Raw genomic sequence first — 15104 nt, forward strand, 5'->3', positions numbered from 1 at the left:
GCAGTGTCTCAAGAGCCTGCCACTAACGCGACTGAGGCTGAGCACCCGCTGCAGGGGCGGTGTTAAACAGCGGCTGTAACGTCGCGATATTGGCGTGCGGTACTATCAACAGCTCTGAACCCTGGCGAACAAACCAATAAACCGACGTCCGGCTGATGAGCTGCACCGCCGGCAGCAAAGTAACACTTTTGCCATTGACCACCTGATGTGGGTACACCAGCTGCATCCGATAGCTGAGATGATTTGCCTCTTTCAGTGCTGCTATGTGCTGCTTGGCAGGAACCAGCGCAGCAAGCACCAGATAAATCAACAAAATAGGCCAAATAAGCCAGCCATAACCGTGGGCTTGCTTCGGTTTACCACCACGATAACTTTGCCATAAACCAAGGGCGCAAATCGCCACAAAGAGTAGCAACGAGCCGGCTAAATACAGCAACATTTGTGGATAATGCAGCGGTGCCAGCAGTAAGTCACTGATCTCCAGATAAGGCAACACATCAAGCCCAAATGACGCTAACAACGCCATGTTGAACAATAATCCAGCCAGGCCGGCCGCGAGGTATAACAAACTTAGCGCCACACCCGGAGAGCGCAGACAGAACCTGATACCAGCCTGAAACTGCTGATACATCGGATCTTGCCGCCAGTGACTAATCAAAGTTGCAGAATTCGCTTTGCCTGTTGTCGCTTGGACTACCTGATGAATGCCAGCCACCGCTGTTCTCCCCCTGCTGATACTGATGCGAGTGCAACCAGACCCGCCTTGCAATTAACATTTTTATATCAACTAGCAGGCACAGATACAACCCATTGCTGCGAAAGGTTTTCTGACTACCGGCTGTTTTTGCACTAAGGTCAGATTTACAGCTGAGATTGAACGCGGTATAACCAATAAATTGAGCATTCACTCTAAATATTCTATGCCACAAGCGCAGCACATCGCCGACATTATCATGCGCGGATTTCGCCGCCATTTCCGGCTGTTCCAGCACATTACTGCCAATGCGCAGCAAAGATTTGCGGCGGCAGACTGGAGTGGTTTTTTAACTGACAATGCCGAGCGAATCTCCTATTACGACACCCGTGTCAGTGAAACCATCGCGGTGCTGCAACAGGAATTGCCGGTGCATTGTCTGGACGAAGCATTGTGGCAGCAGGTTAAACAACATTATCTGGTCTATCTGCAGTTTCATCCGCAGGCGGAGCTGGCAGAAACTTTTTATAACTCAGTGTTTTGCCAGCTATTTGACCGGCAATATTTTCACAATCAGAATATTTTTGTCGAATCGACTTTAAACAAACAGCAATTGCCGGCGCCGGTGGCTTCTGTTTATGACAGTTATTTTCCGGCGCAGGACGGCTTGCGCCATTGCCTGCGCCGTATTCTGAGTGGCTTTAGCTTAGGGGTTCCCTTTGAAAATCTGGACCGCGATATCCGCTTAATCGTGAAAACTTTTGTCGCCCAGTCCAGCCATGGCCGCCATCCGGTGCATCAAATCCGCTTTGATATTCTCAAATCAGTGTTTTATCGCAATAAAGCCGCTTATGTGGTGGGGCGGGTAGTCAGCCCGGACGGTCAGCAGCCGTTTATTATGCCGGTATTGCATCAGCGCAGCCGTGGTTTGTTTGTCGATAGCCTGATCACCGACAGCCAGCAAATGACCATCATTTTTGGCTTCTCGCGTGCTTATTTTATGGTGGATTTGCCGGTCCCCTCGGCTTTGGTGCATTTTCTGCGCGAATTACTGCCCCATAAAACCCTGGCCGAACTGTATGCCTCTGTCGGTTTACATAAACAAGGGAAAACCGAGTTTTACCGTGAGCTGTTACAGCATCTGGCGCAAAGCCGCGACGCTTTTGTTGCTGCGCCCGGCATTCGCGGTATGGTGATGATGGTGTTCACTCTGCCGTCATTTCCTTATGTATTTAAAGTGATCCGGGACAAATTCGCCGACACTAAACCCTTTGGCCGCGATACCGTCAAACGCCGTTATCATCTGGTGAAAACGCATGACCGGGTTGGCAGGATGGCCGACACGCTGGAATATTCCGATGTGGCTTTGCCAAAAAACCGCTTCTCTAGCGAACTGCTACACGAACTACAACAATCTATCGCCGGCTCTTTGCAGATTGAAGATGACTTAGTCGTGATTAAGCATCTGTATATCGAGCGGCGGATGTTGCCGCTCAATTTGGCATTAGAACAAGCAAGTCCGGCGGAAAAACGCCGGCTGATGCAGGATTACGGCCAGGCGCTGAAAGACATGATCGCCGCCAATATTTTCCCGGGCGACATGCTGCTGAAAAACTTTGGCGTAACCCGGCACGGCCGCGTGGTGTTTTACGATTACGACGAAGTGCAGTATCTGCTGGATATGAATTTCCGCTTTATTCCGCCACCAGACAACTGGGACGATATGCTGAGCGCCGAGCCCTGGTATCCAATCCATCCCGGCGATGTATTTCCGGAGCAAATCGCCACTTTTGTCACAGCGCAGCCGGAATTACGCCAGTTGTTACAGGAGCTGCATCCTGAATTGCTTGACGCCGCTTACTGGCAACAAAAACAGGCCAGGATAAAAAGCGGCATCGTCGAAGATGTGTTTGCTTATCCGCAACAGCAACGTTTTATCAGTTTGTACCCGCAAGAGTTCGGTGTAAAAAGCTAAAACACACTTGTGCACTGAACTGCGCTAAAATGCCGGCCTGTTCAGCTGTGCGGAAATCATTTTGGCCAATGTAGTATTGGAGCTGCGCCAACGCGAGCTCGCCAAAACCACTAAACCTTTTAACGCCCGTGGCAGCAAGGTGATCCGTTGCGACGGTTGTCTGCTGCCCAAAGCGGATTGCCTCTGCGCCTATATCCCCGCGCCATCAGCCCGTAGTGCGGTTTTATTGCTGATGTATACCGGCGAATGCTACAAACCCAGCAATACCGGCCGGCTGATTGCCGATGTCGCGGCCGACAGTTACGCCTTCGTCTGGGATCGCACTCAGCCGGATCCGGCTTTGTTGCAATTACTGCAGCGCGAAGACCTGGCGCCTGTGGTGGTGTTTCCACATGAATATGCCAGCGCAGAGCGCTGTATCAGCGCTATCCCACAAGAATTACAAACCGGCAGCAAAAAACCTTTGTTTATCATGCTGGACGGTACCTGGCGTGAAGCGAAGAAAATGTTCAGTAAAAGCCCTTATCTGGACCAATTCCCGGTGCTTGGCATTAATCCAACGGTCGCTTCTGGCTACAAATTACGCGAAGCAGCGCATTTACATCAGCTCTGTACCGCTGAAGTTGGCATTGAGGTGCTAAAACTGGCCGGGGATGAACAGGCAGCCACGGACTTATGCCAATACTTCCAGGTTTTTCGCCGCCAGTATATGGCGGGTAAACCACACCTGGAGTTTGATGAATCTTCAGTCTAAGCAGGCGTAAAATTGCACTAACTGGCTCAGTAGCCAGTCTGGCGCATCTAAAACTAAATCATGGCCGGCTAACGGATGTTGCAAATGCGCGACCTGCCAATAGTCCGCCAACCGCTCGCTGCAAATGGGGTCGACCAATTGATCGGCCGCGCCACTTAACAACAATAGCGGGCACTGTGGTTTTTCGCTCAGGCGAAACCGGCTCGCCGCCAGCAACTGCCGCAGTACATTCAGCCGCTGCACGGGTCTGTGCCTTGCGATATCAACGGCACGCTGCAACTGCGGTTGCTGCCAGCGCTGACTGGTTAGTTGTAAAATCAGTTGTTCACGCTGTCGCAGCGGCGCGATAAAAGCACTCAGTACTTTTGAATACTGCTGCCAGCGTAAACGCTGATAAAACGGCGTTAAAGCACCGGCACTGGTGTTTATCAGCACCAAGGACGCCACCTGCTGCGGTGCCAATACCGCCAGCTGTACGGCCAGCATAGCACCTAACGACATGGCAACCAGATGCCAGGGGCCGGGATGGCGCCGCCGCAGCCTGGGTAGTATCAACTCTGCCAGCGAACGCATGTCCGCCGGGCTCTGCTCCTGATGGTACTGGCCCATGCCGGGCAAATCCTGGCAATACACCGGTCTTTGCGTTTGCCTGGCAAGCGCTCCGGGAAAGTCGCCCCAATGTGCCTGCTCGCGCGCCAGGCCACGCAATAACACTATCGGTTGTACCATAAGTCGTTGGCCTCCATGGCGTTGCGGCTGTCTACAGTCGGCAGCCAATGTGCGTGTGCGGCAGTGGCCTGAAGTAAAAATTCGAACAAAATTAAGTGACTGCGCAGCACTCTTTTTATCCGGTGTGGTTTGACCGGATGAAACAGCCCGTGGCTTCTGAACAGCTGAAACGGATTTTTTCGCACCCAGTTCCACGACCCCATCTCTAGAGTCAGCGGCAACATCAAATGTTTCGCCAGCAACGATTGATCAAACAGATAATCCCATAAGTCGCCATGACATAAATAATGCCGGCACTGCGGTTCAAAAATGTAATTCTGATGCGGATAGGTCTGAAACAATAATTCCCGCAGCCGGTGCATTTGCGCCAGATGCGCAATAGGCTGAGTACTGGATTTGGCATAAGGAAACCACAAACGGTCGGTCTGACCAAAGCCGGAGTGGCAATCCAGCACCAGCGAAAACGGCGCCTGAAACAAACGCTGCCGGACAAAATCACACAGCACCCTGCTTTCGGTTTCCAGCTGCCCCGGATACCCCCGATACCAAGGTAAAAATTTGCTATAACGCTGGCCACCGACCAGAAATGCGGCGCCTTCGGTACAATCCTGTGGCGCATTACGCATCAAATCAACATGGCGCGCATTAGAGCGCCAACCGCGCAGCATACCGCCGGGATTTAACAACGGCAGGATATACAGTTGAACACGATCAAATAGCTCAGCAAACTGCAGATCCCAGCGTAAACGGCTGCACAGGCTTTCCAGATAAGCCAGTAGTACCTGGGTGCCAATCCGCTCCAGGCCATGGATGCCGCCGGTCAGCAATAACACCGGCTTGCCGGCCTTAGGTTGACCAACAGCAATGGCATACAGCGGAAATTGTTGGTCGCCAGCGCTGACCATCGCCAGTACGTCGGCACTGACTGGTGCCGGTGCATGGCGCAGCAACAGTTCAAGCTGATACAGTTCTGGCAGTGAGTCTTGCAAAGCAGTTCCCGCGGTTAGCGACAAAGCACCAGCATAAGGTACCAAAGCAGCAAATTTATGGCAGTTTGGTGAAATTTGACAGCGCCACCGACTGTACAGATCCTCTGTAGCAAACCGTTGTCCTGCTGTGGCATAGTACCCAAAGGACTAAGAAACGGATTGGACCATGTCGAACAAAACGCTGTTAATTATCAGCTTGTTACTGCCGGTGCTCAGCGCTTGTCAGAACCCGCAACGCGGCAGTGAAGAATATTGGTTCAATAAGATGCGCGACGAACAGCGGGCGCAGTGCCGGTTATTACCGTCACCACTGTCAGAGAGTTGCCTTAAAGATGTTGCTTCGAAAAAATACGAGGATTTTCAGCGTCAGCGTACTAACGCAGAGCGCGCAGAGGGCTAAACAGCTGTCGCAGGTTGAGCAGGCACCTTAAGCCCTTCAGGCCTATTCAAGCAGATAAAAATCAACCGTCTTATCCGCACCCGGCACTATCTTTTGCCCGGCCGGCCGCATGCCGGTTTTCTGCAGAATACGTTTAGACGCCAGGTTATCCGGCGCCACAATACCACAAAGTTGCTTTAAACCCAGTTCAGTGCGTGCATAAGCGACCACCGCCAGCGCCGCTTCGGAAATGTAACCCTGACCGCTAAACTCACGGAACAAGGCATAACCGACATCCGGGTACTGCAAATAATCACGTTGCACCAGGCCGCATAAGCCCAAAGTCGCGCCATCTGCCAAACGTTCAACCAGATACAACCCAAAACCATGTTGCTGATAACTGGCGATGGCACCATTTTGCAGATACTGCTCAGCCTGCTGCAAATTCCTGACTTGCTTGTCACCGATGTTTTGCAAAAACTCCGGCTCATTGACCAGCTGCAACATGGCTGGTGCATCGCGAAGCTCGGCATGGCGTAAGCGTAATCTGCTGGTAGTCAGGATGGTAGCCATTCACTTTTCCTCATAAAACAAAGCCAGTCAGGGACTGGCTTTGTCTGTTTCAGATTAGACCCGTTTGCTGTCTTGTTCTGCCAGATTGGTCAGGCTGGAACTTAACAGCTCATCGTCTGTTTTGCCTTCCCAATAATGTGCATTCTTGATCCCCAGCTGTTCCGGATGAAACACCGGGTCTTTACCGGCCGCTTTTTGCGCCTCGTAGTCCCGCAGACATTTAAAGGCGGTTTTATGCAGCAGAATAATGGCGATAATGTTCAGCCAGGCCATCAAACCTACACCAATATCGCCTAATGCCCAGGCCAGATCTGCTGTTTTTACAGTGCCATAAACCACTGCTGCCATAATGCCAACTTTCAGCAGGAAGCCCAGCCATGGCCGCGATACGGTTCGGTTGATATAGGCGATGTTGGTTTCAGCGATGTAGTAATAAGCGACGATAGTGGTGAAAGCGAAAAACAACAGGGCAATAGCAACAAACAACGACCCAAAGCCAGGCATCACATTTTCAAGAGCGGTTTGCACATAACCCGGGCCTGCCGCAACACCGGCGACACCGGTATACAGCGCCTGACCATCAGCCGCCTGCACATTGTACTGGCCGGTGATTAACAACATAAACGCCGTAGCGGAACAAACAAACAGCGTATCAACATAAACCGAAAAGCCTTGGACCAGACCTTGTTTCGCCGGATGCGATACCGCAGCAGCGGACGATGCATGTGGACCTGTGCCCTGACCGGCTTCGTTTGAATAGACGCCACGTTTAACGCCCCACTCGATCGCAAGGCCCAGAATAGCGCCATATGCTGCTTCAGTACCAAAAGCACTGTTCACAATCAGTTTCAGTACGACAGGTAATTGCTCAATATTCAGTGCGATGACCACACAAGCGACGATGATGTAACCCAGTGCCATAAATGGCACCACGATTTCGGCAAAAGTAGCGATGCGTTTGACGCCGCCGAAAATAATAAAACCAAGTGCAATTGCCAGCACACCAGCGGTTACATTTGGTGAAATACCCACTGCAGTTTCCAGACTAGACGCGATAGAGTTCGCCTGGACACCTGGCAACAGCAGACCTGTGGCTATGACGGTCGCAATCGCAAAAACCCAGGCATACCATTTCATGCCGAGGCCTTTTTCAATATAAAACGCCGGACCGCCGCGATACTGACCGTTGATTTTTTCTTTGTAAACCTGACCTAAAGTTGATTCCACGAACGCCGAGCTGGCGCCGAGAAACGCCACCATCCACATCCAGAACACTGCGCCCGGGCCGCCAAAAGTGATTGCTGTTGCAACACCGGCAATATTGCCGGTGCCAACCCGGCCCGCCAGCGTCATCGTTAACGCCTGGAAGGATGACACTCCGCTGTCTGAGCTTTTGCCGTCAAACATCAGGCGGATCATTTCGTGCACATGACGTAATTGCAGGAAACGCGAGCGTATGGAGAAATACAGGCCCACCCCGAGACAAAGAGCGATTAACGCCTTGCTCCAGATGATGCCGTTCACCACAGCAACAAATTCATTCATCAGTAGATTCCTCGGATATTGTTATGATGCGGTGCTATCGCTGCACCGTTGTCTGACAAGAGTCTGGCAAGGTCAGAAAGATGTCCCAAAGCCCACGGCAGATCAGCGTCATAAGATAACGACTAAAGTCGGATGCGCCCAGTATTATTTCGCTAATGTACGGCAGTTCTGCCGGGAAAAGCGGCAAAATGAACAGAGGTAGGAGCTGTTTTAGCGCAGTTGCCGCTGTACGGGCCCCAGCTGCTGCATTTGTTTTAAGATCCATTGCTGGCGTTTACGTACATAAGGCGACGGTGACTGCACTAAAAATCGGTGCGGATTGGGTAACACGGCCGCCAGTAACGCGGCTTGTGACCGGCTTAAACGCTGTGCCGACACACCAAAGAAGCGCTGTGCCGCCGCTTCGGCGCCGTAAATGCCGGGACCGAATTCAACACTATTCAGATACACTTCCAGAATGCGCTGTTTGCCCCAGGCCCCTTCAAGCAGCAGGGTAATGCCTGTTTCCAGCCCCTTTCGTAACCAGCTACGACCAGTCCATAAAAACACATTTTTTGCCGTTTGCTGACTGAGAGTGGAAGCGCCGCGTACCTTGCGGCCTTTGCTGTTATACACCAGCGCTTTTTCAATCGCCTGTAAATCAAAACCACTGTGCTGCAAAAACTTCTGATCTTCTGCAGCGACTACAGCCTGTAACAAATGCGGAGAAATTTGCGTCAATGGCCGCCATTGATGCAGTGCCTGATAGCGACTATTGCCATCCAGCCAGGCGTCGATCTGGCGTTCCAGCATCACACCGGTGTAAGGCACCGGTAGATAGGCAAACAGCAACACCAGCGTCAGCAAGCCTATACCGGCATAACGCAAGACAGAAAGTAGCCTGCGCAATAGACAGAGCCAGAATGATTTCAGCAAGAGATGATAAACATTGAATGAAAACCGGAGCCCAGTCTAACGTTAGGCTCCGGTCTTGAACAGTAAGAAAACGAGCGGCTAACTGCGCTCATCCGCAGCTTTTTGCAGCAAACGCCGGCTTTCCTGCAGAAACTGGCTGGCCAGAGGACCAAAAAACGCCTGGCCTTTGGCAAACTCCGCCATCAATCCAGCTTTGTCCCGTGCCGCTAATAAATGCGACAACTGATTAAAGCGGTGCTGATAGCGTTGTAGTAAACCGGTGACTGCAACCGAACTCAACATAATGTCGGCATACAATTCAGCATTTTGCGCAAACAGACGCCCCACCATCGCTAACTCAAGCCGGTAAATCGGCGAGCTCAGCTCCAGCAGCTGCGGCAAATCCGCGTGTTCTTCCGCAAGATGCACGCCGTACACCAGCGAGCTGAAATGGCGCATCGCCTGAATAAGCTGCATCAGCTCATCGTGTTGTTGCGCGTCTTTTTCTGTGAGTACTGCGCCCCAGACGCTAAATTGCTGCAGCAACCATTGGTATTGCGCTGCAGAGCGGCCATGACACACCACCACCACTTGCTTGACGATGTTGCTGATGTCCGGACCAAACATCGGATGCAGCCCCAGCACAGGCCCACTGTGCTGCTGTAGCATTGCAGCGAGCGGTGCTGCTTTGATACTGGTAATATCCGCCAGCACACAATCAGCTGGTAACTGTGGCAGTTGGCGGATCACCTGTTCTGTTACAGCAATTGGAACTGCGAGCAATACCAGCGCGGCATCGGCACACATTTCTGCGGCCTTCGGCCAGTCTGCTTGTTCCAGCACTGACACGGTAAAACCAGAGCGCTGAAACAAACTGACAAAGCGTTGCCCGAGTGCGCCATTGCCGCCAACCACTACCACTTTACCGCCGCCGTCACGGCAGCAAACGAAGCCGGTTTCCTGCGTAGAATAAGACTCCCGCATCACCCGGCGCAGCACATCTTCAACCAGCTCGGGCGACACGCCAGCTGTTTGTGCTTGCGCACGGCGCGCCTCAAGCAAAGCTTTTTCCCGCTCCGGCACATACAGCGGTAACGCATATTGTTGTTTCACCTGCCCGACCTGCGCCGTTACTTTGGCGCGTGCGGCCAGCAGTTCAACCAACTGGGTGTCAATTGCATCAATCTGACTGCGCAACGGCGCCAGTTCAGCGGCAGATGCGGCCTGGACGGATGTGGAAATGCTCATAAAAACCTCAGGCAGCCTGACACACGCCTAACATCTGATGATGCAGACCAGCCAGAAGTTGTGCCGTTGTTGCCCAGTCAATACAGGCATCCGTCACTGACACGCCGTATAACTCAGCTTTGCCATTCACAATATTCTGCTTGCCACCATTGATATTACTTTCCAGCATCAGGCCGATAATGGCGTCATTGCCCAGCACCCGCTGCGCCACAACAGCTTCCGCGACCAGCGGCTGTCGGTTATGGTCTTTATTCGAGTTACCGTGGCTGCAATCCACCACAATACCCCGCGGCAACTGATGTTTGTCGAGCACGGCCACCGCGGCGTTAATACTTTCCGCATCATAATTTGGCTTGGTACCGCCACGCAGAATGATATGACCGTCCGGATTACCAGCGGTCTGCACCAGCGCAACTTCACCGCGTTGGTTGATACCAATAAAGCTGTGCGGGCTGGCCGCTGATTGCAGCGCATTTAAGGCGATATTCAAATTGCCATCAGTACCATTTTTGAAACCGACTGGCATCGACAAGCCGCTGGCCATTTCGCGGTGAGTCTGACTTTCCACAGTGCGGGCGCCGATAGCAGCCCAGGACACTAAATCCGACAAATACTGCGGGCTGATTGGATCTAAAGCTTCTGTCGCTGTCGGCAATTCCATCTCCACCAGTTTCAGCAACAATTCACGACCACGCGTCAGACCGGTTTCCAAATCAAACGAATCATCAAGGTGCGGGTCGTTGATATAGCCTTTCCAGCCGACAGTGGTACGTGGTTTTTCAAAGTAGACCCGCATCACAATGTAGAGGCTGTCGGCGTACTTCAGTTGCAGCTCTTTTAAACGTTTGGCGTAATCAATCGCCGCCACCGGGTCGTGGATAGAACAGGGACCGGTGATCACTAACAAGCGTTTATCGCGGCCATGCACAATATCAGCAATTTCCCGGCGCGCCTGCTGCACAAATAAGGCCCCTTGCTCAGACAGCGGTAACGCCTTTTTCAGCACTAACGGCGGGCTTAATGGTTTTTCTGCCAATATCCGTAAATCATCAACAATTTTGCTCATCGCTTTGCTCCTTTCCTCAGCGCAGGCTGGTGTCAGCATGGCGACCAGTCACTTAATCTCGCTGTATACATTTTTTTACGATACGTATTTTAATAATTACAAACGACCGACATAGTAAAAAGATACTGGGACAATGTCAACACACGAAGTCAATAGATACAGCGCGTCAAGGCTAATTTGAATCATTGTGCAAATTGTACATTTATCATTACACGCAAACTAAAGTAATGAATCAGCCGAAGGTGCAAGATTTTGTGCCAAACCGAATCGGACAGTGGATTTTCTGCCCGGCACTTGCCTGCCGGCCGTCAGCTGTTTACAGTAGTTTGCAGAGAACTTCAAAGGTGTAGCAGCCGAGTGCAAATTTTACGAATCTGCAGCTGCATGCTGATATCAGTTTTTTTGTTCCCCGTCACGGCTGCAGAAATCCGCGTCGTCACCGAGCACCTGCCGCCTTATCAGATTGATCAGCCGGGTGCTGCAGCTGGTTTTGCCACAGATTTGGTCCGGCAAATCTTTCAGGGGGCCGGCATCAACTATCAGATAGAATTTCAGTCCTGGAGCCGGGCTTATCAACTGGCGCTGCGCGACCCGAACACCTGCATTTATTCGATTTCAAAGAGTAAAGAACGCTTGCCACTGTTTCAGTGGATTGGTGAGCTGTCCTACAACACCACAGCGATTTATGGTCTCGCCAGCCGCAGCGATATTCAATTGCAATCGTTGGAACAAGCCAAAAAATATGTCATCGCAGTGACCCGCGACGATGTCACGCATCACTACCTGCTAAAACACGGTTTTGTGGAAGGGGAAAATTTATATCTGCTGGAAAACGTCGCCAGTATGCTCAATGTGCTGGAAGGGCGACGTCAGGGCATTGATATGGTGATAATTAACGAAACTATTTTGAAATACCGGGCGCAAGAATCCGGTCTGGCGCTGGCTGATTTTCGTAAGCTACTGGTGTTGCCGGATTTGCCGCTGGATTTCCATCTGGCTTGTAGCTTGAAAACGTCAGCTGACACTGTGCAGCGCCTGCGCCAGAGCCTGCAGGTGATGAAATCAGACGGCCGGTTCAACCAAATTGTCGCCGGCTGGTCTGAAAATTTTCGATAGCTGATTGACGATTTTTACAGGCTTTTCTTCGGCGGCAACGCCACATTGGCAAAGATAAAACCGGCTACCAATGACATCAGGATCAAAAAGGTCTGTTGCCCCAGATGATCAGTTGCCCCCATCTGCTCGCCAGAAATTAAACTGTTGAGACCAATATAAGTTTTACTGCCAGGCACCAGCACTATCATGCCTTGCAACGATACAATACTGGCCGGCGCATTCATTAAACGGGTAAACAGGTTACCGTATACGCCTACGGCAAAAGCACCGACAAAAGCACCAAGGGCCAAATCGAGATAAATGCCGCCGAGCTGACTGGCACCATAGGCGATAAAACCAGACATCAAACCCCAGCTGATATGCTTTTTCCGGGCACGAAACACAATCACCAGAGAGCCACATAAAATCGCCACCGCAAGCCAGGCAGTCCAGGCCTCTACGGCTTGAGTTGCCACATAAGGCACTTTACCAAACAGGCGTTCGCCCAGCGCCAGCCCTAAAAAAGCACCAAAATACAATTTAAACAGGATCATCACCGCATCCATAATACGGGCGGTACCGGACACTAAATGCCGTGCGGCGGTTTCAGCAAACCCCAAAGTTAGCGCCAGGCCGGGGATAAACACAATAATGGCCGACAACACTACAATCGGAATATTGATCCGTGGGTCAACATAAGCGGCCAGCGCAGTGGCGCCTAAGGCGGAACTCATCGCGACCAGCGGTTCCAGCATATGAGTGACCCGGCGGCTTTTTTCCGCCCAGAATACAAAGAGGTAAACAATCAAACTGAGCGCGGTGGCATAACCAACGTCCAGCCAGCTGGCCCGCATCAACATGGCAAAAGCACCACCGGCGGCACCGTATGCCAGAAACGTCGCCCAGCGCGCATAAGGATTTGGCATCGCGGCTATGGTATTTAAGCGTTCGGTCGCTTCCTGCAATGTCATCTGATGCTTCAATACGGCGTCAACCACTTCATCAGCCCGGGATAACGAACCTAAATCCAGGTCACCGGGCATCACACGTGCGACATGGGTATATTCGCTGTCTTCGCCAGGCACCCAAATCACAAAGGTCAGTACTGTTGGTGTAATAGCAAATGAGGCACCAATATTTAAGTCTTTTGCGACATCCTGCAAATGCGCTTCCAACCGGTAGGCTGGCGTACCAAACTTATGCAGCATTTTGCCAAGCTTGACGATGAATTTTCTTTTTTCATTAAAATCAGAGGATTGCACTGGTAAGTCCTTGTGACACAGCAATAATGCAGCCGGTATATAAAGTTCATACTAACAGTGCGACGTGACAAAACAATAGGGCAAATCATGTCAGGAATTTATTTGTCGGGGAAATGTTCAGATGCGACGAAATTGACCAAGGCCAGGGAAGCAGGTCGAGAGACCTTGCATGCAACAGAGATAAAAAAAGGCTGCCCGGGGGCAGCCTTCAAGTGCTTAGTTAAGCTTTTCGCGGATACGCGCTGATTTACCTGAACGATCGCGTAAGAAGTAAAGCTTGGCACGGCGTACTGCACCACGACGTTTCAGCGTGATGCTGTCAATCATTGGGCTGTGCGTTTGGAATACACGCTCAACGCCTTCACCGTTCGAAATTTTACGAACTGTGAAAGATGAGTGTAAACCACGGTTACGTTTAGCGATTACAACGCCTTCGTAAGCCTGCAGACGAGTTTTATCGCCTTCTTTAACTTTAACTTGAACAATCACAGTGTCACCTGGACCGAAAGCTGGAACGTCAGATTTCAACTGTTCGTTTTCAAGTTCTTTGATGATGTTTTGGCTAACTTTGCTCATAACAATCTCACTTTACCTGGATAAACTATCGTTGCTGCAACGCCTGGTGTTCCTGTTGGAACTCTTCCAGAAGTTTGCGTTGCTCCTTAGTCAGAGCCAGGGCATTTAACAATTCCGGACGCCGAAGCCATGTTCTCCCAAGAGACTGCTTCAGACGCCAGCGTCTGATGTTTTCATGGTGTCCGCTGAGTAGTACCGCGGGAACCTGTTTGCCGTCTAACACTTCTGGTCTAGTATAGTGCGGACAATCCAGCAATCCGGAGGCAAACGAATCCTCAACTGCTGACATGTCATGCCCCAGTACGCCTGGTACCAGTCGCGATACCGCATCAATCAGCGTCATCGCAGGCAATTCGCCCCCACTCAGCACGTAATCGCCGATTGACCATTCTTCGTCAATTTCCGACTCTATTACGCGTTCATCAATCCCTTCGTAGCGACCTGCTACCAGCAACAGCTTTGGACGTTTCGCCAGTTCAGCGACCCCTGCCTGATCTAACTTGCGGCCTTGCGGCGATAAGTAGATGGTATGGACCCCTTCCCCTGCGGCAGATTTGGCGGCGCGAATTGCGTCGGTCAATGGCTGCACCATCATCAACATACCAGGGCCGCCACCAAAAGGTCTGTCGTCCACCGTGTTATGTTTATCCGAGGTAAAATCCCGCGGATTCCAACACTGCAAATCGATCAGGCCGTTTTTGACTGCCCGGCTGGTCACACCATATTTTGTGATTGCCTCGAACATTTGCGGAAATAAGGTAATAACCCCAAACCACATATTGAACTGTCCGGACATTAAAAATCTGGGTCCCAGTCGACGATGATTCGTCCTTGCGTTTTATCCACAATTTTGATGACAGAGTCAGTCAAAAACGGAATTAAACGCTCTTTTTTACCAAATGCATCGGTCCGGTTTGCTTTGACGACGAGAACGTCGTTCGAGCCCGTTTCCATGATGTCATCCACTACGCCTAAGTCATAACCGGCTTCGTTCACCACAGTCAGACCCATCAGGTCTTTCCAGTAAAACTCACCGTCATCAAGCGCGGGCAGACTGGCCTGAGTCACAGCAATTTCCGCATTCACGAAAATCTGTGCCTGGTCCCGGTCACTGACACCTTCCAGTTTGACGATTAAGCCATTGCTATGGCGTTTCCAACTGGAGATCTGCACTGGTTGCCATTTGCCCTGGGATTGGATCTGCCAGGGTGTGTAATCAAAAATCCCTTCCGGGATATCTGTGTAGGAAATTACTTTTAGCCACCCGTTGATGCCGTAAACGGCGCCAAACTTACCTAAGACAACTAAATCTTTACCCATCAAGG

General features: G+C 51.4%; 16 protein-coding genes. 4 read left to right on the forward strand and 12 right to left on the reverse strand.

Annotation, left to right across the window (positions count from 1 at the left end; translation table 11 throughout):
* Positions 1-22: 22 nt before the first annotated feature.
* Entirely contained in the window at positions 23-715 is a 693-nt protein-coding gene (locus Q399_RS0104670) for a hypothetical protein (RefSeq protein ID WP_031566113.1), read from the reverse strand.
* A 205-nt stretch (positions 716-920) separates the two neighbouring features.
* On the opposite strand from Q399_RS0104670, the gene aceK reads away from it, so the two are divergent.
* On the forward strand, positions 921-2669 hold the full coding sequence (aceK, locus tag Q399_RS0104675; protein ID WP_031566115.1) for a bifunctional isocitrate dehydrogenase kinase/phosphatase: 1749 nt from the start codon (positions 921-923) through the stop codon (positions 2667-2669).
* Positions 2670-2730: 61 nt separating this feature from the next.
* Entirely contained in the window at positions 2731-3423 is a 693-nt protein-coding gene (locus Q399_RS0104680; protein ID WP_245612826.1) for a tRNA-uridine aminocarboxypropyltransferase, read from the forward strand.
* Here Q399_RS0104680 and Q399_RS0104685 read toward each other — a convergent pair.
* A complete protein-coding gene (locus tag Q399_RS0104685) occupies positions 3415-4152 on the reverse strand; it encodes an alpha/beta fold hydrolase (protein WP_031566119.1) in 738 nt (245 codons plus the stop codon). The genes Q399_RS0104680 and Q399_RS0104685 overlap by 9 nt on opposite strands.
* Positions 4137-5141 (reverse strand): M14 family zinc carboxypeptidase, encoded by a 1005-nt coding sequence (locus tag Q399_RS0104690; RefSeq protein ID WP_031566121.1) that lies wholly within the window; start codon positions 5139-5141, stop codon positions 4137-4139. Before Q399_RS0104690 ends, Q399_RS0104685 begins: the two co-directional genes overlap by 16 nt.
* 166 nt (positions 5142-5307) lie before the next feature.
* Here Q399_RS0104690 and Q399_RS0104700 point away from each other — a divergent pair, with 166 nt between their 5' ends.
* On the forward strand, positions 5308-5541 hold the full coding sequence (locus tag Q399_RS0104700; protein WP_031566123.1) for a hypothetical protein: 234 nt from the start codon (positions 5308-5310) through the stop codon (positions 5539-5541).
* Between the two features lie 42 nt (positions 5542-5583).
* On the opposite strand, the gene Q399_RS0104705 is transcribed toward Q399_RS0104700, so the two are convergent.
* The 5 genes from Q399_RS0104705 to Q399_RS0104725 form a co-directional block, all read right to left on the reverse strand.
* On the reverse strand, positions 5584-6093 hold the full coding sequence (locus Q399_RS0104705; protein WP_031566125.1) for a GNAT family N-acetyltransferase: 510 nt from the start codon (positions 6091-6093) through the stop codon (positions 5584-5586).
* Between the two features lie 54 nt (positions 6094-6147).
* Positions 6148-7638 (reverse strand): alanine/glycine:cation symporter family protein, encoded by a 1491-nt coding sequence (locus tag Q399_RS0104710; RefSeq protein WP_031566127.1) that lies wholly within the window; start codon positions 7636-7638, stop codon positions 6148-6150.
* A 210-nt stretch (positions 7639-7848) separates the two neighbouring features.
* On the reverse strand, positions 7849-8553 hold the full coding sequence (gene mtgA / locus Q399_RS0104715) for a monofunctional biosynthetic peptidoglycan transglycosylase (protein ID WP_031566129.1): 705 nt from the start codon (positions 8551-8553) through the stop codon (positions 7849-7851).
* Between the two features lie 78 nt (positions 8554-8631).
* Complete coding sequence (tyrA, locus tag Q399_RS0104720) at positions 8632-9780, reverse strand: bifunctional chorismate mutase/prephenate dehydrogenase (protein ID WP_051685743.1); 1149 nt, start codon at positions 9778-9780, stop codon at positions 8632-8634.
* 7 nt (positions 9781-9787) lie between these two features.
* Positions 9788-10846, reverse strand: a complete 1059-nt coding sequence (locus Q399_RS0104725) for a 3-deoxy-7-phosphoheptulonate synthase (RefSeq protein ID WP_031566134.1) — start codon at positions 10844-10846, stop codon at positions 9788-9790.
* A 384-nt stretch (positions 10847-11230) separates the two neighbouring features.
* Between Q399_RS0104725 and Q399_RS0104730 the strand changes: the two genes are divergently transcribed.
* The gene (locus Q399_RS0104730) at positions 11231-11962 is read left to right on the forward strand and encodes a substrate-binding periplasmic protein (RefSeq protein WP_051685744.1); all 732 of its coding nucleotides are present in this window, start codon (positions 11231-11233) and stop codon (positions 11960-11962) included.
* 14 nt (positions 11963-11976) lie between these two features.
* Here the strand turns inward: Q399_RS0104730 and Q399_RS0104735 are convergent, their stop codons facing one another.
* From Q399_RS0104735 to rimM, 4 genes are all read right to left on the reverse strand, one after another.
* Entirely contained in the window at positions 11977-13203 is a 1227-nt protein-coding gene (locus tag Q399_RS0104735; protein ID WP_031566138.1) for a threonine/serine exporter family protein, read from the reverse strand.
* Between the two features lie 216 nt (positions 13204-13419).
* Complete coding sequence (gene rplS, locus Q399_RS0104740) at positions 13420-13779, reverse strand: 50S ribosomal protein L19 (protein ID WP_031566140.1); 360 nt, start codon at positions 13777-13779, stop codon at positions 13420-13422.
* Positions 13780-13804: 25 nt separating this feature from the next.
* Positions 13805-14557 carry a tRNA (guanosine(37)-N1)-methyltransferase TrmD gene (gene trmD / locus Q399_RS0104745; RefSeq protein WP_031566142.1) on the reverse strand — a complete coding sequence of 251 codons (753 nt, stop codon included), beginning with the start codon at positions 14555-14557 and terminating at the stop codon, positions 13805-13807.
* Positions 14558-14574: 17 nt separating this feature from the next.
* Positions 14575-15099 carry a ribosome maturation factor RimM gene (gene rimM, locus Q399_RS0104750; protein WP_031566145.1) on the reverse strand — a complete coding sequence of 175 codons (525 nt, stop codon included), beginning with the start codon at positions 15097-15099 and terminating at the stop codon, positions 14575-14577.
* Positions 15100-15104: the final 5 nt, after the last annotated feature.

The sequence above is a fragment of the Rheinheimera texasensis DSM 17496 genome, from assembly GCF_000711985.1.
Taxonomy (GTDB): Bacteria; Pseudomonadota; Gammaproteobacteria; order Enterobacterales; family Alteromonadaceae; genus Pararheinheimera; species Pararheinheimera texasensis.

Coding starts and splice junctions, on each gene's coding strand:
- trmD (WP_031566142.1), bottom strand. CDS start 14,557: ATGTGGTTTGGGGTTATTACCTTATTTCCGCAAATGTTCGAGGCAATC.
- aceK (WP_031566115.1), top strand. CDS start 921: ATGCCACAAGCGCAGCACATCGCCGACATTATCATGCGCGGATTTCGC.
- Q399_RS0104725 (WP_031566134.1), bottom strand. CDS start 10,846: ATGAGCAAAATTGTTGATGATTTACGGATATTGGCAGAAAAACCATTA.
- rimM (WP_031566145.1), bottom strand. CDS start 15,099: ATGGGTAAAGATTTAGTTGTCTTAGGTAAGTTTGGCGCCGTTTACGGC.
- Q399_RS0104710 (WP_031566127.1), bottom strand. CDS start 7,638: ATGAATGAATTTGTTGCTGTGGTGAACGGCATCATCTGGAGCAAGGCG.
- Q399_RS0104685 (WP_031566119.1), bottom strand. CDS start 4,152: ATGGTACAACCGATAGTGTTATTGCGTGGCCTGGCGCGCGAGCAGGCA.
- Q399_RS0104730 (WP_051685744.1), top strand. CDS start 11,231: ATGCTGATATCAGTTTTTTTGTTCCCCGTCACGGCTGCAGAAATCCGC.
- Q399_RS0104705 (WP_031566125.1), bottom strand. CDS start 6,093: ATGGCTACCATCCTGACTACCAGCAGATTACGCTTACGCCATGCCGAG.
- tyrA (WP_051685743.1), bottom strand. CDS start 9,780: ATGAGCATTTCCACATCCGTCCAGGCCGCATCTGCCGCTGAACTGGCG.
- rplS (WP_031566140.1), bottom strand. CDS start 13,779: ATGAGCAAAGTTAGCCAAAACATCATCAAAGAACTTGAAAACGAACAG.
- Q399_RS0104700 (WP_031566123.1), top strand. CDS start 5,308: ATGTCGAACAAAACGCTGTTAATTATCAGCTTGTTACTGCCGGTGCTC.